Source organism: Psychrobacter okhotskensis (assembly GCF_965638355.1).
Taxonomy (GTDB): Bacteria; Pseudomonadota; Gammaproteobacteria; order Pseudomonadales; family Moraxellaceae; genus Psychrobacter; species Psychrobacter okhotskensis.
Genome location: NZ_OZ281822.1, coordinates 948351 through 968747, shown reverse-complemented (window position 1 = coordinate 968747; position 20397 = coordinate 948351). Strand labels below are relative to the sequence as shown.

Here is a 20397-nt window from a genome sequence, read left to right as displayed (position 1 = left end):
TGTGGGGGATTACCGCATTATTTACAGAAATGGGTACTCTATTACTACGTAGCTATGTTAAGAACGGTGTATTTACCTCATTCAATTTGAACTCATTATATCCACTCAATACGCCTTTTGATCTTTATTTACAGGTATCACAACGTCATATAAAAATCGATTTAATGCAGTAAGGCTTGATAATAACCATTATCTTGCATTCATAATCGCTTTTCTGCAAAATGGCTTATCTATAATCGCTTGAGCCACTCATAATGAATACCCCTATCTCAGATCCTATTGGCGCAGCATGGCTTATCCGTTATGCCAGCATCGAGCTGGTTTCCCCTTTATATGTCAGCAGCAGTATCGGTGGACGCAGACAAACCTATAAAGACGGTGACGTCATTCATAACACTTATCAGGAAACCGCGCGTCCACTGGACACAATCATTGCGCACTTACAGTTTCACATGCGTCATGAAGTACTGAGTTTAGAGTTACTGACTCGTTTGTTTAAGCAGATAGGGGCAAATGACGTGCAAGCATGGGTAAACGCTGAGCCGACAGGCAGCTATGCCCGTAGAATGGCTTTCTTATATGAATGGCTTATGGATAAGCGTTTAGAGGTACCGAGTAATATAGGCGGTAACTATGTGGATGCTTTGGATACCAAGAAATTGGTTACTTCAAGTCCTTCGCAGGTTATCAAGAACGCCCGCTGGCGTATCAATGACAACCTAGCAGGAACCCGTCATTTCTGTCCGATGCTGGTGAAAACAGAGGCTTTTACACAAGCAGCTGCACTCGATATTGCCATGATGGTTGACAAACTTAACGATGAATTTGGGCAAGACTTACTGATGCGCGCCTCCGTATGGATGACATTACGAGAGAGTAAAGCCAGTTTTACTATAGAAGGTGAAGGGAAAGAGTTAAAACGTATTGAACGTTTCGCCGATGTAATGGCAAGGCGTACCGGCAAGGGCGATATCCCGCTTGATCCTGAATCACTAGCAGAGCTGCAACAAGAGATACTCGGCAGCAAAACGGTTATCCAGCAGTATGGTGTCCGTCAATCACCAGTTTTTGTGTCGCATACTCAGGTCAATGGCTTTAAAGAGATTGTGCACTATATCGCGCCACCTGCTGATGACATTGCTGAAAAGCTCAAAGGGTTACAGGCATTTATGGAAAAGACCGAGGGACAATCGGCACTGATACGTAGTGCGGTTGCTTCCTTTGCTTTTGTGTATATTCATCCGCTGGCTGATGGCAATGGCCGAGTACATCGCTTCTTAATTAACGATGTACTCAGACGCGACCAGGTCATTCATGAGCCGATTATCCTACCTATATCGCAAGCCATCGCTGAGCATCCCTCAGACCGTCATGCGTATGATAAAATTTTAGACCGTGTATCCGTGCCACTTATGGAGCAAATCCGTGATCATTACAGCTTTGATAAAAAGGCAGTTACCTACCCTGATGGTATTCGCTCAAACTTAAATTTTGAAAACACTCACCTCATTCAACCTGCATGGCGCTTTATGGATCTAACGCCTCACGTTCAGTACTTATCAGGACTCATTGCTCACGTTATTGAAAAAGAGATGCATAACGAGTCACAGTACCTAAGAAAGCATGACTATGCACGATTGGCGATAAAAGAGATTGTTGAGATGCCCAACAGCTATGCCGATAGAATCATTCGCAGTATGCTACAAAATAAAGGCACTAAGAGTAATAAGCTACTTAAGGACTATCCTTTTTTAGCAAATGAGGCAGTTTGGGATGACATTTTCTCTATCGTTGTAGAGACCTTTAAAGATGAAGCAAATGGTTTGAATAGTTAGAACAAATCCTGCTATACGCAGGAAAATCTGCCTTGATAATCAAGCTCAAGCTAGTATTAGTATCATCGTTGCGATAATGATTGGTTTATAAAAGATTCGGCTAAAATACTGCAACCTGAAACGTAATCAATATTTTTCTTACTTAAACAGAATATATCAGAGGAACTCTAATAACAGACCATTTTTATTTGACAAGGTTATTACAGATCCTCAAAATAATTTTGAGTATTTGAGTATTTGAGTATTTGAGTATTTGAGTATTTGAGTATTTGAGTATTTGAGTATTTGAGTATTTGAGTATTTGAGTATTTGAGTATTTGAGTATTTGAGTATTTGAGTATTTGAGTATTTGAGTATTTGAGTATCGACCCATTTTTATAGCTACAACAGCTATCAGTTGACGAAAACACTTAGCCGTAGCTTGCATTTCAGTATAGCTATGTCCAGATTTTAGGAGGTTAGCGATAATCTTACGTTTCTCGGAATCTTTCATACGTCCTGAATACTTATCTTCTGTATTAGCACGAGCAATACCTTGCATCTGACGGTTACGCCGATCTTCATAGTCCTTTCTAATAGCAGCGAGCATATCAAGTAACATTGAATTGATGGCTTGCAACACGCTACTCATAAATTCAGTGCTATTCTCAGATTGAAGCGCCATATGTGAGGTCGGCAGCTCTTTTGATACGACTGCCAACTTTTTCTCTGATAGCATTCTTTTGAGAGTAACCTAATCAGCTTGTTTCAAACGTGCTAAGCGGTCAAACTGCTCAACCAAAATCACATCGCCTTCGTGGGTTTGAAAAATGAGATAGTGTATCGCCAAGATAGGTGTAGTTTGATTTTTACTGTCAGGCTGCGTCACTAAAATCCGCGAAGTTTGTTACTACGGATTTGATAGTAGAGATCAGATGGATTGACCATCAGTTCGTCATACACAAAGAGTTGTGCCACAAGTCTACAACCCTCCATTATTATTTTCAGAGTGAAGACTTACCTGAGAGCTACCTTCTTGATGCTCATCTTTATTCTCTTTAAGGTTGGTCCGGCTCTCGTTATTTTGTTTTGTTCTAATACCATTCAATTCAAGGGTCGCTGCAAAAGCATGCTTATCAGGCATACTAATATGGTTTTCATTTTCTAATGGCCTATCTCTTTCAGATAAATGAGCAACTGATAACAGTTGATCGTTTTTTTTCTGGTCTTTAGTATTGAAAGTATCTACTAGAAGATATAAAGAGACTGGAATTAAAAAAATTGCTATTATTATTCTTTTGGTGAGCGCCTTGTTAGGACGAGACTTCCATTTATACAGTGGTGCCAATAACATGAGTACGCAAATAATGGCTAGTAAAAAATTAAAGAAGGAGTCTGCGATGGAATTAAATACATTAGCAATCATAATCTAATCCTTATGCATTACTTAACTTTTTTATTTGTATTGTTTCTAGGTTTAGTCTAAAAGTCAGTTCTAAAGTGGGCTGATAGATAACATATAGTTAAGTCTTTATAACGTTATTCCAAAGCTTGGTCACAAATGTGTCATCGTCATGGATAATGCCAGATTTCATAAGAACAAACGTATCAAAAAGCTATTAAACCGACACGGTCACCGTATACTCTGGCTACCGCCTTACAGTCCTGATCTAAATCCTATTGAACACAAATGGGCTGAGGTAAAAAAGCTCAGGCAGGGCTGGGGTGAGAATGATCTAAATCATTTATTCAGCAATGTCTGCTGTTACAACTTTAAGTTGGATTGACTATATCTTATTTAAGATCAGATAAAATAAATGACTATTTATTGAGGATATGAGTCTTTATGAATTGTTGATCGGGATTTTCTAAATCATCATTTTAAACCCCTATAACAAATCATAATTTGATCTTTTGATAACAAATAAGGTAAAGATTTTTTTAATTACATTGGGATTTCAGCCATTCGCTTAATTTAATAATATCATCCTGATTATTCTTTAATTCCTTGCAAACGAAGTAAAATTGGTCCCCTGTTAGAAATTCGTGCATTGGAATTCTAACGATATTTTGTTTATAAGCGTCATCCTGCATCATATAATTATTGGTAAGAGTAATGCCCAGATTGTACCTTGCGGCTTCTATCGCTAGTAGTACATGACTAAAATGATTTATCTTTATATCGCTTGGCAATTCAAATCCGCCTGCCTTACACCACCGCAGCCAATCCTCTGCTGTATTCACGCTTGTATCTGCATATCTCACAGACAATATTGGATGCCGCCACAATGCGTCAGGAAGGGGTTTATCTCTTATTTTCTCCCAAAGCTTTTGACCACACACAGGATATAAAGTTTCAGTAAATAAAAACTTACTGATGAAAGCATGTGGAGGAGGATCGACGGTGATATAACAATCGGCCCTTTGCTCATTATAATCAGAGGGATGATTAACCATATCTAAAGTGAGTTCTATTTCTGGATACTGTCTATAGAAGTCTTCTAGTCGAGGAATCAACCAATTCACTGCGACTGAACTGTACAGAGCTAAGCGTATATGCCCAGGTTTTCCATGTTTAATAATCTGACTACTATCTGAAAGTAGACCCAATGCGCCACTCACATCTGTGAAATAACGCTCACCAACCTCTGTCAACGAAAAGGTCCGGCCTTGCCTGTAAAACATTGCTTCCCCAAGATACTCTTCAAGGATGCGTATTTGGTGACTCACGGCACTTTGTGTCACATTGAGGCTCTCTGCTGCTTTTGAAAAGCTGTTAAGCCGTGCAACGGACTCGAAGCACTGTATTGCACGCAGCGGTGGTAAATCCATTATTACCTCAGGTAATACTAAATATGTTTTATATCATTATACATCATACCGTTACTTGAATATACTGCCTGACAGATCGTTAAATCAGCATGAACCCATTGGGGCTTTAACAGTTTCTGAATTTAGAGTAGGGCGAGGAGGCTAAGAATGCCAAAGATGAGTGTTGCATTTGCCATGACGCTATTGGTACTAGGAAATATCATTGCGGTCTTCTCAGACGCCTTGATAAAGGCCTTGCCCTCTGAGACGGCGGTATATCAATTTATCCTGTTTCGTCAATGCACAGCGGTTTTAATGCTGTTGCCATTTTGCTTAATTAATAAAAAGAACAAGTTATTCAGTAATATAAAATGGCACTTTGTTCGTAGTCACGTGTGGTTGTTAGGTGTGATATTCATGGTACTGTCTCTTCAAGCACTGCCTCTCGCGACTGCGAACGCCATTTTTTATGCCGCCCCTTTATTTGTATTACCACTAGGTTTTTTATTTTATAAAGACAGATTAACCTTTCCAATTATAGCGGTATCTATGTTAGGTTTTGCTGGTATCCTCGTTATCGTACAACCAAAACAGATTAATTCAGGGGCAGTTTTTGCGCTTATAGTAGCGGTAACCATGGCGATAAACAATCTCTTAGTTCGTAAACTTCCACAAAATCATTCTGTCTATCAAACGCTACTTTTGACTAATTTATTAGGAATCCCGTTCGCGCTTGGGTTGGCTATTTGGGAGGGACAGCCATTTGACTGGCACTCATTGATTACGGCCGCCAGTTCAAATGTATTTATTTTGATTTATGCGGGTATATGCGTACAGGTGTACCGACACATTGAAGCGTACAAAGTCTCTAGTGCGGAATACTCAGGTTTACTAGGAGCGGTGGTGGTCGGAATCATATGGTTTAACGAAGTACCAAATATGACTTTGTTAATAGGTTCTGCGCTGATTATCCTACCTTTGATATGGCTTGCTACTCTTGAATCTATGAGGTTTAGACAAAAAACTGGGTAGGATAATAGCTTTTAAAACCTAATCAAGCTGATGTGCCATAAATAATAAGAAATAATAAAAGTTATGAATAAGACTAAAATGTTATTTAACGTTTACATCGGTTCATGCTTGACGAAACTGTAGATTACTTGTTAAGCACTATAATAAGTCGGTTGCATGATTAAAAACTTCCAAGTTGGTTCTTATGTATCTAATAGTATCGTGTCTATAAAAAAGACAAACTGTTATTTAAAATACCTCAACTATTCAGCTGTTAGCCCTGCTTTAACACCCGATAAACCGTAGCCACCCCAACACCAACCGCCTTAGCAATCTCCTCTTTCGTCATATTGTTTTGACTGGCCAACTCTCTAATACGATTATGTTTCACTGTATTGGCTTTCTTACCTGTGGGCTTATAACCACTATTCGCTAACCCCTGCTTAATACGCTCTCTACGCTTATCGTTATCAAGCTTTGCCATCGTTGCTAACAAGTCGATCAGCATATGGTTAATCACTGCTAGGATCTCACCTGTCATGCCCTTACTTACCGTATGTGTGGTTGGTAGATCGGCCACCACCAATCGCAAGCCTTTGTCTTTGATGCGCTGCTTTAGAATTGCAAAATCATCTTGAGATAGCCTGCTTAATCTGTCCACGCTTTCAACCAGCAGAATATCGCCTTGATCAGCGTCCTTTAATAGCTTAGCTAATACTGGCCTATCGAGCTTTGTACCACTGAAATGCTCAACGTACTCAACATGGTTATCGTTATAGCTTTGGCTAAAGCTAATCAAGTCAGACAAGGCTCTCTTAGCGTCTTGATCCTTAGTGCTGGCTCTCACATAAATACGAACGGTCATAACGCCACCTATATTATTTAGACTTAATAACCAATGTTCATTGATAATAATAAGATATTACTATCATTTAACATTAATAACAAGCCTAATGATAGATATATTATCGTTTAGAGGTTTTATTTTTTAGGTATAGTGCAATGGGAAGATAGAACTAAGACAATTAAAGAGCTGATTAAAGAACTCCAAAGTTTTGGGGATCAAAACTTGATTGTTATGATAACTAATGATGAAGGTGAAACATTTAACTCGGTAAAGTTGGTTAGCAAAGGGTTTGTAGCTAATAAAGATGATCCTGATAAATATAAGAAAGTTTATTGTGCTTTACACTTCTAAGCTTTAAGACCATCTAAGACAGTTAGTTAGTTTTTTAATCCCTAAACCCATAAAAATCGGTTGGGGGGTGATTTTTTGCCGTGTGCAGAGAAAAGTAAGTCAAAGATTTTTTTACTAGCTGCTTTAGCGATAACCCTTATTTAAGATAATCTCGTTAAAGCAGCTATGACCTAACCTTTAAATGTTAAAAGTAAAGGGTAAATTTGAAAAATTAAGGAGTTAAAATGACTTTACGACATTCTTCTTCACGCTTTTCGAAAATTTCATAACCTTTAGCAGCGTCAGACAAATTCATACGGTGAGTAATAATAGCTTCAGGTGATAAATCACCATTTTCAATATACTCTAATAATTGTGGTAAATACTTGTGTACATGGGTTTGGCCCATTTTGAAAGTAAGCCCTTTATCAAAAGCGTCACCAAATAAGAAACCATGAATGGGTCCTGCATACACACCAGGAACACTAACGACCCCGCCACGACGCACAGCTGCAATACATTGACGTAAAGCTGCACCACTTGACCCTTCAATTTTCAAATTGGTCATTATTGTTTCTAGCATACTGCCTTTGGCTTCAAAGCCAATCGCATCAATAACGCCGTCAACGCCGCGATGTCCTTTGGTCTGTTCAATGATGAATTCAGCAGCATCTACCTTATCGAAATTAACCGGAATAGCCCCGTACGTATCTTTGGCATACTGCAAACGGTAGTCATTATGATCTACCACGAAGATCTGCTCAGCGCCTAACATTTTAGCACAAGCTGCTGATAACAACCCCACAGGACCCGCACCATAAATAGCTACGGTTGAACCTTTAGTAATATTGGCATTAGTCACGGCCTGCCAAGCAGTTGGTAAAATATCTGATAAAAATAAAACCTTCTCATCTGACAGTGAGCCATTTACTTTGAACGGATTAAAATTACCTTTAGGAACCCGTACAAATTCTGCTTGTCCACCAGGAATCCCACCATATAAATGGCTAAAACCAAATAAAGCAGCCGGTGGCGGAATTATTTTTTTATTAATAGCAGCGCCTGGGCCTGTATTTGTAGTCTCACAAGCGGACATTAGGTCATGCTGACAGAAAAAGCAGTTACCACATGCAATAACAAAAGGAATAACAACTCTATCGCCTTTTTTAACAGCAGTGACTTCAGAGCCTACTTCTTCAACCACACCCATAAACTCATGACCGAAGATATCGCCTTCCTCGGTTGCAGGCATTTTGCCACGATATAAGTGTAAATCTGAGCCACAAATTGCAGTTGCAGTCACACGTAAAATAACATCATCTTTTTCTTGCAGTTTAGGTTCTGGGACATTGTCCACTCGCACATCTTTAGCACCGTGGTAAGTTAAAGCACGCATAATTTATCCAATTAAGTAAAGCTTGCAAAATCGCGATAAACCAATAATCTGTGATAATACAAGATGAAAGTTATTAGAAACAGTGGTTTATGTTATCTAAGTTAAGTATTACTCAATTATATTAGCACCTTGAAAAAAAGATTTATAATCAACGTGTGTTAAAAAGGTTGCGTGTTGTAAGTAAAAAATTGTAGTGGTCAACTAATTTAGGACACTAATAAAATTCAAACCTACATTGCCATTCCTTATAACCCTGAGTCGAGAACGGATAATAATTATAAGCGTTGGGGCAACTTTTATGACCGCCAAGATCTGTTTATAGTGGTCAACTAATTTAGGACACCTTCTAAGAGGTTTTTATTAAAGTAACGTTTTTCTGTTTCTACTGGTGTTAAATAATTGTTGAAACTATGCGGTCTCACGGTTTGATAGTAGCCCCAGATATAATCACTAATGGCGCTCGATGCTTCAGCGATATCCTCATAACCGCCCTTTGGCATCCACTCGGTTTTAAAGCTCCTAAAGAAGCGTTCAGTTGGCGCGTTATCCCATGAGCGAGGATTGGCAAAGCACTGCTTTGCCCGAGTGCAAGGCGGAGGGCTGTGCCCGTAGTGGGTTTCCTTTGCGGCTCATACTCTGCTTCATATCCTTACAGTCAGCTATCGCGTCAGCGAACTCTTTACTGGTGTAATGCGTGCCTTGGTCAGAGTGGAACAGCACACCGCTTGGTTTAAGGCGAGTCTGATACGCCATCTTTAGCGCTGATGCGGTCAAGGTGCTATTAGGTGAATCGGATACGCTAAAGCCAACCACACGGCGAGCAAACAAGTCTAAAACAACCGCTAAGTAGCACCAGCCACCTTTGATACGGATGTAGGTCACATCGCCTGTCCAGACTTGATTAGGCGCATCTGGGTTAAAGTTTCGGTCTAAAAGGTTGTCATAGGTTATATGCGCCTCGTCAGCGTGTTTGTATTTGTGGGTCTTGAGCTGGCAGCTGACTAAACCCATTCGCTCCATAAGCTTAGTCGCTAAGTAACGCATTAGCTTAATGCCATACTCGTTAGCTAAAATGGCAACTATAGTCCGAGCCCCTGCTGATTGCTTTGAGTCGTTGAATATTTGGCGTATTAAAGACTGGAGTTTGACTCGCTCAACATCAATAGGCTTAGTCTTAATACCATAGTAGTAACTACTTCTAACCACATCAAACAAGTCACACAGCTTCTTCTTACTTAATCTTTTGTCCTGCTCTGCCAGCTTTTTAATCAACGATAGACGTTGAGGTTGTCCGATGCCAGCAGAGCTGAAGCCCACTCGAGCATAGCTCTCCCCTTGCGTCGGGGCGAAGCAGTGCTTCGCTTAATCCCTCCTCATTTAGAATGTCTTTCTCTATCTTAAGCTGTCTGACTTCTCGCTCAAGCTCTTGTATGCGACGCTGATCATCAGTTAATGCTAGACCTTTAGTTGGACGAACGCCTTGCTGCTCTTTTTTATACTTGCGTACCCAGTTGTCTAAGGTTGAGATGCCGATGCCTAAAGACTCGGCTACTTCTGCAACTTTGCGATTGTGATCAACCACTAAGCTAATGGCTTCTAATTTGAATTCTCGGGTATATTCTCTACGTTTGGTAGTCATACTGTATTCCTTCTTTGGGGTAGTATAACCTCTTATAAGCTGTCCAATTTTATTATGCCACTACAGTCTGTTGAACATTCAAATATTAGGACTGCGCATTGTCTAAAAAATAGCCACTGCCAGTGCCACATTTGAATGTTCAACAGACCCTAAGCAAACTGTGAATACTTAGAGTTAATACTATCGATAGAATTGCCTAAATCAGAAATGTAACCAACACTACTATCTCATTGTTCAGTCTAATGAATCCTGATACCCACTCAAACTATCCCTTAATCCAACTGTCTTAACGTCTTCTTAACAGAGCACTTGTTATCGTAAGGAATTGCATTCCTTATCATTCTGTTGAGAAGCCCCACTATGTCAACCTCTCAAGCACTTAGCACCGATATTACCGAAGCCAGTACTAAAAAAAGCTATCTACGCAATCTCTTTAATCGTGAGATCAATCTCAGTTATTTGATTATCATCGTGGCTCTTTATATAGTCGCTACTGCGAATTTTGGTTTTTTTACACAAGTGCTAAGTATCTATCCTGTTAGCACTAATATTGGTTTTATCATTTCGATCATAGCCTTGTTGTTAGGCTTGATGTGGCTGATCTTTCAGTTGTTGTGCTATCGACCCATTGCAAAGCCAGTGCTCATCGCTATGGTATTGATAGCGGCTGTATGTGGTTATTTTACAGACGCTTACGGTACGATATTTGATCGTAGTATGCTGATCAACAGTATGCAGACCGATCGAGCAGAAGCGATGGAGCTGATGTCGCTAAGTTTTTTTATTCGGGTATTTCTGCTAGGTGTTGTACCCGCTGTTCTTATTGCAAAGATTCGTATCAAACGAGTGCCTTTACGTCGAGCATTATTGCAAAGGAGCGCGACTTTAATCTTGTCTGTCGCTTTAATAGCCGTCGCTCTACTACCTTTTGGGGATCAATACGCGACCTTTTTTCGCCAACATAAAATGGTTCGTAGCTACGCCAATCCCATTACTCCTATTTACTCTGTCATCAAATTGGGTACCGATTACGTCGATGAATTACGTCGTCCTGACACCTTGATAGCACATGCGACAGATGCCAAACGTCTCACTGCTACTGCGGGAACTAACGCTGCAAAACCTAAACTCATGGTCTTTGTCGTCGGTGAAACCGTTCGCGCCGATCACATTGGTCTTAATGGCTATAAGCGCGATACGATGCCTCTTTTAGCTAACCAGCCAGACATTTATAGCTTCAAAAATGCCACCTCTTGCGGCACTTCTACCGCTTATTCTGTACCTTGTATGTTCAGTTATGCCAATCGAGAAAACTATAATGATAATAATTCGGACTACAACGAGAACGTATTAGATACGCTATACAAGCAAGGCGTCAATGTTGTGTGGCGAGACAATAATTCGAGCTCTAAAGGGGTGGCTGATAGAGTGACCTTTGAAAATTACAGGACAGCTGATATCAATCCAAATTGTGATGTTGAGTGTCGTGACATTGGTATGTTAAATGGTTTTGATACTTTAGTTAAGTCAGATACAAGGGTAAAATCGGACGTACCAGCTAAAGACACGCTTATTTTATTGCATCAAATGGGCAACCATGGTCCTGCGTACTACAAACGTTATCCTAAAGAATTTGAAGTGTATCAGCCAGTATGTATGACTAACGAGCTGTCCAAGTGCGATGATCAGTCCGTCATCAACGGTTATGACAATGCCATTCGTTATACTGATTACTTTTTAAATAACGTTATTGATACGCTAAAAACTTATGAGCAGGATTATGATGTGACGATGGTATATATCAGCGATCATGGAGAAAGCTTGGGTGAAAATAACATCTACTTGCATGGTTTACCCTATGCCATAGCGCCCGATGCTCAAAAGCAGGTACCCGTCATTATCTGGTCGCCTACTAGCAACAATATTGATAAAAGCAGCCTTGCTAGTATGATTGATCAGCCGGTATCACACGATTTTATTACCCCGACTTTACTTAATTTTTTCGGTATTACGACTGACGAAGTAGCAGCAGCACCGACATTTTTTAAGTCTGTCTATTAAGATTTTAGCGCTAAGCACTGCTGACATTTATGCATGAGATAACTATGTACAAAATACTTATTATTGAAGACAACCCAGATATCGTGGCCAATATTTATGCTTTTTTTGAGCCTAAAGGCTTTGCATTAGACAATGCGCATAACGGCATTAGTGGCTTAACACTGGCTTCGAACAATCGCTACGACGTTATCTTATTGGATGTCATGCTACCGGGTATGGATGGTACAAAACTGTGCAAAAAACTCAGAGAAGACTTCCACAACAAAACCCCTGTATTGATGCTAACTGCTCGCGATACGATTTTGGATAAAGTTGCAGGCTTCGATAGTGGCGCTGATGATTATCTGGTCAAGCCTTTCTCACTCATTGAGCTAGAATCTCGCATCAAAGCGCTTATACGTCGCCATCAAGACGACCATTTTCATCACAGTATCAATATCGGCAAATTGTCCTTGAATACAGAGGAACACACGATTACCCGAGAAGGCAAAGCGTTAAAACTGACACCAACAGGGTTTAAAATATTAGAAGCTTTGATGAATGCGTCGCCCCGAGTCGTCAGTAAAAGCGAATTGGAGGAAAAGGTATGGGGTGAGGATATTCCTAGTAGCGATGCACTGCGTACCCATATGCACAGTGTGCGTGCCCAAGTCGATAAGCCGTTTGCTGACATTATGATAGTGACGGTGCCTGGTGTTGGTTATCAGATTATTGACCCAGATAAAGTGTAAAATCTGTTTACTACCTTTACTACCTTTGCCACTACGAAGTGATGCTATGTTCAGAATTGACTCTATCGTTAACAAGTTTCGAATATCATACTTTTTATTTGCCGTACTACTGTGCGCGACTTTCGTCAGCATTTTTGTGTATGCAGAGACGAGGATGGAGAAAGAGCTGGTAAAGGCACGCCTGCTACAGCAGCTAGAGCTGAGTCAAGAAAAAGAAGGCGAGCTGGCTGTCTATGTGGCAGATCCAGGTATCAAAATTTACCGCTATGATACTGCGCCTGAAGATTTGAAAACTATGGCCGATGATAAAGTGCAAGAAACCTCTGTCACGGTTAACACTAAAACAGGTACGACCAGAACCAACCTGCACTTCTTTGCTTATCAGCAAAATAAACAGAAATTTATTTTGACTTACTTAGAAGACAGAGAAATGGTATTGGCAAACTACCCTGTTTTAGCCATCTTTGAACATTTAGAAGACATCTTTGCCAATGCCTTGAGAGTGGCTGTTATTTTAAGCTTGCTGATTGCCATCATATTCTCTCAGCTATCCTCAAAGCAGATTACTAAGCCGCTACTAGATCTAAAACAAGCGGTAGAAAACGATCACCAAAATTTAACCGAATTGACTCATTTGCCGTCGGAGGTTGACGTCTTAGCACGAGCGATTGATCAGAAAAATCATAAGTTAGAGCAGTACCTCAAACGTGAGCAGCTATTTACCGGCGATGTAAGCCACGAATTGCGCACGCCTTTAACGATTATTATGGGTGCGTCAGAAGTACTGGCCTCCCAATTAGCAAGCGATCACTATTTGAGTGAATTTACTGAGCGCATTAGTACGACTGCTAAAGAAACCTCCGAGATTATCAGCGCGTTGTTGCTACTCTCGCGCGCCCCTGAAAAACTGGACGCACCGCAAACCTCTATTAATACGATTGTATTAAGTGAGATGAAGCGCTTAAAGTATCTGCTGCGTTATAAAACGGTGACTTATACCGTAGTCGCTGAACAAGAGTATTCTGCTAATGTGCGCCCTGAACTGTTAAAAATGGCGCTGGGTAATCTGATTAAGAATGCCTTTCAATACACAGATGATGGTGAAGTCAAAGTCACTATTGATGCAGAAAAAATAACGGTCACCGATACAGGCCTAGGCATTCCCGAGTCTATGATGCCGTTGCTGTATGAGAGATTTGAGCGTTTAGATCAGCAGAATGATAGCACTCCATTATCTACAGATTTGCTGGCTGACGATTATGCGAGCTATAAAGTTGAGGGTACAGGACTGGGTCTTAGCATCGTGCAGCGCATCATGACGCATATGGGCTGGCAACTGACCCATCAAGCCAATACCACAGGCGGCAGTACCTTTAGTATTTATTATAAATAACGATGACAGTGGCATAATTTTCATTAAAAAATGAGTGTACCCATAATGGCACTTACCTTAAATGTCCTCTTCAACCTTGATAGAAAGCAACGGCTGATACCATCATAAAACTAGAAAATTTTGAATTTCAGATTATTATTACCCCGCTAAAATAATGCTTAGTAATCTAGAGCGTGTCTTCAATTCACTCGATAGTCATCTAAATGGGCTAAAAATGGCTAAATCTTGCCAAACATCGTCAAATAGCTTGTTAATATCCCGATATTATCTACGCTATTTTTCTTGTTTGACGGCAATTTATCTCATTTTTATCGCCATCTTTGAAATGAAGACACGCCCTAATTAAAAGTATTTTATCTTAACGCTTTCTTAACAGCGCTAAGCACATACTGATACCCAAGTGCTAACCAGTGCCCTCCTACACTGGGATCATCACAACAATAATTATATCGGTGATTGCACTTTTATTATATTTTCGCTTTTATTGTATTTTCACTTCAACCTCAATAAGCAGCAGTAGCTGATACCACAGCAAAATCAGGTATCAACTACTGCTTTTTAGTATGTGCAATCTACAGGCAAAATATCCTAAAGACGCGACGGTATTGCTGATGTATGGGTCATACTTTAAGCGAGGGTAACGCTGCTACTCTTTTGTAGTATAGTTGATTCAATTTAAAAGTAGTACAAGGCAACCGAGTGTAGATGTATATTTAATACTTCAAGCGAGGTTAACGCAGTAATACTTTTATAGTGGAATGACTATAGATGGGCGATGCCTTAACGCTTTCTTAACGTGCCTTGTCATATACTTAAGATTCTGCCAGCCACTCTAATCTAAATGACCAGTAAGCAACTAATATGAATAACCTCAAACCTATTACTCTCGATCATGATGCCGCACATCCTGATTATAAAAATCAGCCAGTATCTGGTGATTTTCTTGTAGTAGATAGCTTTGCGAGTAATGCTAAAGGTAAAACAGGTTTGGCGCGTATTTTAAAAGCCACAGGATATTCTATAGATGGTTTTAAAGCGGCTTATCAGTTTGAAGCAGCGTTTAGGCAAGTTTTTTGGCTCAATCTCGTATTATTCATAGCCATTATATTTATGCCTTTTAATATCGGTATAAAAATGATGCTGGTGGTTGCTTCCTTTTTATCCCTCATTGTTGAGTTGATTAATACAGGTATTGAAGCCAGTGTCGATCATACCTCAACCGAGCAACATCCCTTAGCAAAAATAGCCAAAGATGTCGGCTCTGCTGCCCAGTTTTTAGCGTTATTACTGCTGTTTGTGTTGTGGACAATGGCCTTAATAAACCTGTTATTTTGAATAAAACATCAGTTTTATAGCTTAAGCGTTTGCAACTTAATAAACGACAACTTAATAAATTGAGTAAGGCGCCTCAATGACTCTAAAAAATAACCTGACCGATTGGATGTGGCTGAAGCTCCTTTGCTTGACCATTATTGCCGCTCTAACCTTTGAGCACAGCCAGTTTGATATTCGTATTAGTGAGCTTTTCTATACCAACGGTCAATGGCTCCTCCAAAAAGGTGCTCAGCCTTACGCTTTTATCTTTTATGATGGACCTAAAGCGCTATTAATCTTCTCAGCTATCTACTTAATCACGATTTTAATTATCAAATACAGACAACCTTCGAGCACTACTTCTACCATCCATTATGGCAAGCTCGACAGATTTATTATTCCTTTATCGGTTCGTGAAATAAGTTATCTGCTGACTATTCTTATCGTCGTACCTTCTAGCATTGCACTCTTAAAAGGAGTCACCCATGTCAGTTGTCCCAATCATTTGACACTGTTTGGTGGCGAGCTTCCTTATCTAAATATTTGGCAAAATATAGTCGCGAATACGCCTGCCAAGTGCTTCCCAGCCGCTCACGCTAGCGCAGGATTTTCTTTGTATGGTTTAGCATTCTTACCCACTTTGCATAAGTACCGCTATAGAATATTTGAAATAGTGACTGTCTTAGGCTGGACAATGGGGATGTATAAAATGCTGTTTGGCGATCATTTTTTTAGCCACACATTGGTATCAATGCTGCTTTCACTAACAATTACCTGTGCGCTTGCCAGCGTATTTTTTAAACGAACGGCCCGTCTCAAAGCTCACAACCTTACTTTAAGCAGCACAGTTGATTCAGTCAAATAGCTATTATAGTCATTCCACTATAAAAGTATTACAGCGTTAACCTCGCTTGAAGTATCACATATACATCTACACTTGGTTGCCTTGTACTACTTTTACATTGAATCGACTATAGCACAAACTCGCTCAAGCCTTCTGCCCTATAATTTATAGGGTTTTTTTGTCAAAAAATTTCAATGAATTTAGAAGGCCCTATCTTGACACTTTCTTAACACCTCTATTGATAATTTAGTCATGTCAACAATATGACATTAAATTTGCTTATCGACAGAGTGAATCCACACATGAATACAACCTTAAATACTCAATACCCATCCACCGCTGCAGATAATGATTCCCTATTAAATGCTTTGTCCAAAGTTCCAGAGGTTACCCTGCTTTTTTGGATAATCAAAGTGGCTGCTACGACACTTGGTGAGACGGCAGGCGACGCCTTATCCATGTCGCTCAACCTAGGCTACATCGTCAGTACTGGTATATTCGCTGTGCTATTTGGCATAGCGGTTGCCACTCAAATTAAAGCCAATTCGTTTAATAAATGGTTGTATTGGACGACGATTATTGCGACAACGACATTAGGCACAACGATAGCAGATTACGTGACGAGATCACTAGGAATTGGCTACGCTGGCAGCTCAGCGTTACTGGTAGCGCTACTTGGGGTATGTTTAGTCATATGGCAAAAAACGATGGGCAGCATTGCCATCGATAGTATTAGCAAGCCCAAAGCAGAGGTGTTTTACTGGACGACCATTATGTTTTCGCAGACGCTTGGTACAGCACTTGGTGACTGGGTCGCAGATACCAAAGGCATGGGCTATACAACGAGTGCCATCATCTTTGGCTCTTTATTAGCACTTATTGCTGTGATGCATTTCGGTACGAAAATATCAAAAACGCTGCTATTTTGGAGTGCTTTCGTTTTAACTCGGCCTTTAGGAGCTGTACTAGGTGACTTTTTAGACAAGCCTATCGATCATGGTGGTCTGGCATTGAGTCGCTTTGGCGCTTCGGCAGCGCTGTTAGGATTTATCATTGTCTGTTTATTAATCTTTAAACAACGGGCTAGTACAAAGGCTCATTGATATAAAGAAACCTACCTGAAAATGTGAGATGCCAGTAGATACTGCATGCTTATAGTCAAGGAATTTTAGAATCGCTACAAGGCGACCGACCGCAGATAGTACACTGAGTACCTCTAGAGCGGGTAACACCGTAGCGGTTTAAAAGTGCTCTGACTATATTATGAATCAGGCCGTATCGTGCTTTCAAATGAGTGCTTATACTTTGAGGCTTACTAGCACCTAACGATGTTGCTGTCTTTTTGTTCTTTTGTGCCTGCAACTCACCTTGCTCTATTTCTAACGGCGTTAAGCCCTGCTTTTTCGCTTTTAAATACCGTAAATAGGCAGGGATATGCGTTTTACCTAAATATTTATCCAAATAAGGTAAAAAGCCAGCATAGTTGCCTTTGAATTTGGCATGATGAAAGTCGTGATAGATAGGCCCTTGATACATAGGCAACAAATGCACAGGATTCCAAGGAATATCATAACCAATGTGTCCATCCGCCCCTTCGACCTGACGTAGAATGACCCACATCCAAACCACATAGATATGCGCGCCTAGCAAGATAGGCCCAACCAAGGTGAGCATCGCGGTCAATGAATACTCAATCCAGTGCATGTAATTGCCATTGATACCGCAGGTATTACGAATACGATGATGGACGCTATGAATATGCCGCAACAACCATTTATTCTCATGCATATAGTGATGCATCCAGTAGTATAAAAAATCATCAAGTAGCACAAAAAATATCAATTGCGCGATGATAATATACCAAACAGGCAGTGTGCCTTTGTGGACGCCAGTCAACTGCAATAGTGGCCAACTAACCACTAATAACGCCGCCAAAATGAGGTTGTTGACCACGATACGACCAATCGAAGGCAACAGGAATTTCTTCATCTCGAACGGTTTTTGTTGAATCTTGTATTTGCGCAAAGACAGCGGATCTAACCAAGCCACCACCGTCCATGGAATGGCTACCACCAAAAAAGCTGCCATACTAATGGCAAGAGTCGCCATAGGAAATTGCCAAAACCAAAGGTTGTTGTAAAACCCTTGCCAATACGAAAACACATCCATATGTCACCTATTGTCTTAAAGTAGCCGAGCTGTTGCTCACTATCAATTGCTGTACTGTTTTAATAGCTATAGTCAAAATATCCTAAAAACGCGACGCTATTGCTGATATCAGTTTTTTGTCGCCTCTGTCTGCGCAGGCACAGCAAGCAAGAAAAATGGATATCAGCAGTGCCTGATGGTTCAATATTACTTTTCACTGACTATACACTGTTTTAATAGTAGCAGTGGTCAAGCAAGACACCCTAAACCGAGAATGGCTAATAAGTATGTTACCTTAAAACACGATAACATTTGTTGATTATATAAGCGGTCATTTAGGCTGTTGCTAAGCTTATCAGCGCCGACTAAAACGATTTTTTGACTGGTAAAACCCTCAACACGTCAAGCCTCTAACGTGTTTTTAAGACAGCGTTTCACTTCCATCACTTCCATTGCTGCGATTTTAAACATCAATCTCGTTTTTTAGAATAACCATCAGGCAAGCAACAGTTCTACCGCAATCTCAAAAGTATACTCATCTCTGATGGTGATACTCACCCTACCTTTATGAGCATTGGCGATAGCCTGCACTATAGACAACCCTAAACCTGTCCCTGAATGCTGGCTGCTGCTTTTGTCGTGACGATAGAATCTCTCAAATAATTTATCGGCATCACTTTGACTTAACGGTTTTTCTAAGTGATTCGTCAAGGTGATTTTTAACCAAGATTGCTTTGAGATTTGATTATGGTTCTTTGCCATATTGAGAGTGTCAGCTGTATAAAAAGCATCAGCCGTATTAAGAGCAAGAGTATCGGAGGCAGCACTCAAGGGAACGCTGGTGGCTGATATAGCGATAACACTGTCACTGGCCGCATAATAAATGGCATTTGACATGAGATTGGCAAACAGCCGTTGCAATAAGCCTTCATCCCCTAATACCGTTTTAAAATCTCCTGATTTCGAAAAAGTTATGTCACGATCTTCGGCAATCATTTCATAGTAGTCTGTGAGCTTGGTGATTAAGTTTTCGGTATCTACTCGACTCACTTGCGAGTCACTCAGCCCTTTTTGGGTTTTTGCCAGTAGCAACATATTATTGATCATGGCTGATAACTGCTCAAGCGTATCGTGCTGATGATGCAATTGCTCAATGTATTCCTCATCCTTTCGCGGCTTATTTAACATCACTTGCGTCTGCGTACTGAGCGTCGCTATTGGTGTGCGTAGCTCATGAGCGATATTATCTGAAAACCGTGATAATGACTCAAAATTACTTTCGAGTTTGACCATCATTGAGTTATAAGACTCCGCTAGCGGCCTTAGCTCCAATGGCATATCACTCACGATGACGCGCTCGTCCAACTTTTCAGGATTGATGCTTTTCATCTTTTGAATGATGGTTGCTAAAGGCGCAAAGCCCCAATAGACGCTCAATGCCGCTATGGAAACCAGCAGTAAGGTAATCGCAAATAAAATCATACTCAGCTGGCGATTAAACTGTAATAAATACTGATGATGTACGTCGATCGGCAAGGCGATAAGTGCGAGCATGCTACTGTCTTCAATAATCATAACTCGATAGCGTCTGCCATTGATACTCATGACAAACTGTTGCTCGTCATTATCTTGCTGCAATGACCATAAGTTAAAATCTGCACTGAGCTCATTGGTAAAGCTGTCAGGGATACTCGATAGCGGGCGTCCTTCTTTGTCAGCAATGACGGTCTTTAAATCATAATCTAGCTGAGAAGAATGTAGATGACTGGCATTTTCTGTTGCTGTTGTAGAAGGTGCATTTGAAGAGGATGAATTTGAAGAAGATGGCGAGCTTAGCAAGCTTTGAGACGTTTTCAGATTATCAGAATCAGTGGCTCGCTTACGTAAATTAAACGCCGCGTGGGTAATGATCTCCGCGTCCATTTGCTCAAAATGCCCTTTAACAGAGTGCTGTACCCAGATGTAGATAATGACTTGTGAGACGACCACGAATATCGTGAGTAAAAACACCGTACGCCATAAAAGCGGTAAGCGGCGGTTATCAAATTTATATCTCAT

General features: G+C 40.4%; 20 protein-coding genes. 9 read left to right on the top strand and 11 right to left on the bottom strand.

The genetic code is table 11. From position 1 onward, the window contains the following. Nucleotides 1–254: 254 nt before the first annotated feature. A complete protein-coding gene (locus ACSUPM_RS04160; protein ID WP_025650901.1) occupies nt 255–1835 on the top strand; it encodes a Fic family protein in 1581 nt (526 codons plus the stop codon). A 184-nt stretch (nt 1836–2019) separates the two neighbouring features. Here ACSUPM_RS04160 and ACSUPM_RS04155 read toward each other — a convergent pair whose 3' ends face one another. From ACSUPM_RS04155 to ACSUPM_RS04145, 3 genes are all read right to left on the bottom strand, one after another. Then, complete coding sequence (locus ACSUPM_RS04155; RefSeq protein ID WP_436880234.1) at nt 2020–2553, bottom strand: hypothetical protein; 534 nt, start codon at nt 2551–2553, stop codon at nt 2020–2022. Nucleotides 2554–2568: 15 nt separating this feature from the next. Next, nucleotides 2569–2703 (bottom strand): hypothetical protein, encoded by a 135-nt coding sequence (locus tag ACSUPM_RS04150; RefSeq protein ID WP_264298306.1) that lies wholly within the window; start codon nt 2701–2703, stop codon nt 2569–2571. 93 nt (nt 2704–2796) lie between these two features. Then, the gene (locus ACSUPM_RS04145) at nt 2797–3240 is read right to left on the bottom strand and encodes a hypothetical protein (RefSeq protein ID WP_201617511.1); all 444 of its coding nucleotides are present in this window, start codon (nt 3238–3240) and stop codon (nt 2797–2799) included. Between the two features lie 148 nt (nt 3241–3388). Between ACSUPM_RS04145 and ACSUPM_RS04140 the strand changes: the two genes are divergently transcribed. Then, a complete protein-coding gene (locus ACSUPM_RS04140; protein ID WP_025650899.1) occupies nt 3389–3601 on the top strand; it encodes a transposase in 213 nt (70 codons plus the stop codon). 154 nt (nt 3602–3755) lie between these two features. Here ACSUPM_RS04140 and ACSUPM_RS04135 read toward each other — a convergent pair whose 3' ends face one another. After that, a complete protein-coding gene (locus ACSUPM_RS04135) occupies nt 3756–4646 on the bottom strand; it encodes a LysR substrate-binding domain-containing protein (protein ID WP_025650898.1) in 891 nt (296 codons plus the stop codon). Nucleotides 4647–4793: 147 nt separating this feature from the next. Between ACSUPM_RS04135 and ACSUPM_RS04130 the strand changes: the two genes are divergently transcribed. Next, complete coding sequence (locus tag ACSUPM_RS04130; protein WP_201617512.1) at nt 4794–5657, top strand: DMT family transporter; 864 nt, start codon at nt 4794–4796, stop codon at nt 5655–5657. 253 nt (nt 5658–5910) lie between these two features. On the opposite strand, the gene ACSUPM_RS04125 is transcribed toward ACSUPM_RS04130, so the two are convergent. From ACSUPM_RS04125 to ACSUPM_RS04105, 5 genes are all read right to left on the bottom strand, one after another. Further along, a complete protein-coding gene (locus ACSUPM_RS04125; RefSeq protein ID WP_144296423.1) occupies nt 5911–6501 on the bottom strand; it encodes a recombinase family protein in 591 nt (196 codons plus the stop codon). Between the two features lie 544 nt (nt 6502–7045). Then, entirely contained in the window at nt 7046–8209 is a 1164-nt protein-coding gene (locus ACSUPM_RS04120) for a zinc-dependent alcohol dehydrogenase (protein WP_025645663.1), read from the bottom strand. Nucleotides 8210–8538: 329 nt separating this feature from the next. Continuing rightward, nucleotides 8539–8709 (bottom strand): hypothetical protein, encoded by a 171-nt coding sequence (locus ACSUPM_RS04115; protein ID WP_084212258.1) that lies wholly within the window; start codon nt 8707–8709, stop codon nt 8539–8541. 43 nt (nt 8710–8752) lie between these two features. Beyond that, nucleotides 8753–9526: an IS3 family transposase gene (locus ACSUPM_RS04110; protein WP_436880233.1), complete on the bottom strand. Its 774-nt coding sequence runs from the start codon at nt 9524–9526 to the stop codon at nt 8753–8755. Then, the gene (locus tag ACSUPM_RS04105; protein WP_025650489.1) at nt 9474–9848 is read right to left on the bottom strand and encodes a transposase; all 375 of its coding nucleotides are present in this window, start codon (nt 9846–9848) and stop codon (nt 9474–9476) included. Before ACSUPM_RS04105 ends, ACSUPM_RS04110 begins: the two co-directional genes overlap by 53 nt. A 360-nt stretch (nt 9849–10208) precedes the next feature. Here ACSUPM_RS04105 and ACSUPM_RS04100 point away from each other — a divergent pair, with 360 nt between their 5' ends. From ACSUPM_RS04100 to ACSUPM_RS04075, 6 genes are all read left to right on the top strand, one after another. Next, nucleotides 10209–11909: a phosphoethanolamine transferase gene (locus tag ACSUPM_RS04100; RefSeq protein ID WP_350588359.1), complete on the top strand. Its 1701-nt coding sequence runs from the start codon at nt 10209–10211 to the stop codon at nt 11907–11909. Nucleotides 11910–11953: 44 nt separating this feature from the next. Beyond that, the gene (locus ACSUPM_RS04095) at nt 11954–12640 is read left to right on the top strand and encodes a response regulator transcription factor (protein WP_025653172.1); all 687 of its coding nucleotides are present in this window, start codon (nt 11954–11956) and stop codon (nt 12638–12640) included. A gap of 46 nt (nt 12641–12686) precedes the next feature. Continuing rightward, a complete protein-coding gene (locus ACSUPM_RS04090) occupies nt 12687–14033 on the top strand; it encodes a sensor histidine kinase (RefSeq protein WP_352287798.1) in 1347 nt (448 codons plus the stop codon). An 861-nt stretch (nt 14034–14894) separates the two neighbouring features. After that, a complete protein-coding gene (locus ACSUPM_RS04085; RefSeq protein WP_173239454.1) occupies nt 14895–15368 on the top strand; it encodes a diacylglycerol kinase in 474 nt (157 codons plus the stop codon). Between the two features lie 76 nt (nt 15369–15444). Further along, nucleotides 15445–16212 (top strand): PAP2 family lipid A phosphatase, encoded by a 768-nt coding sequence (locus ACSUPM_RS04080; RefSeq protein ID WP_350588361.1) that lies wholly within the window; start codon nt 15445–15447, stop codon nt 16210–16212. Nucleotides 16213–16493: 281 nt separating this feature from the next. After that, nucleotides 16494–17294: a COG4705 family protein gene (locus ACSUPM_RS04075; RefSeq protein WP_436880232.1), complete on the top strand. Its 801-nt coding sequence runs from the start codon at nt 16494–16496 to the stop codon at nt 17292–17294. A 55-nt stretch (nt 17295–17349) separates the two neighbouring features. Here ACSUPM_RS04075 and ACSUPM_RS04070 read toward each other — a convergent pair whose 3' ends face one another. Together ACSUPM_RS04070 and ACSUPM_RS04065 are read right to left on the bottom strand one after the other, a co-directional pair. Further along, on the bottom strand, nt 17350–18360 hold the full coding sequence (locus tag ACSUPM_RS04070) for a sterol desaturase family protein (RefSeq protein WP_436880231.1): 1011 nt from the start codon (nt 18358–18360) through the stop codon (nt 17350–17352). Nucleotides 18361–18834: 474 nt separating this feature from the next. Next, a complete protein-coding gene (locus tag ACSUPM_RS04065) occupies nt 18835–20397 on the bottom strand; it encodes an ATP-binding protein (RefSeq protein ID WP_436880230.1) in 1563 nt (520 codons plus the stop codon).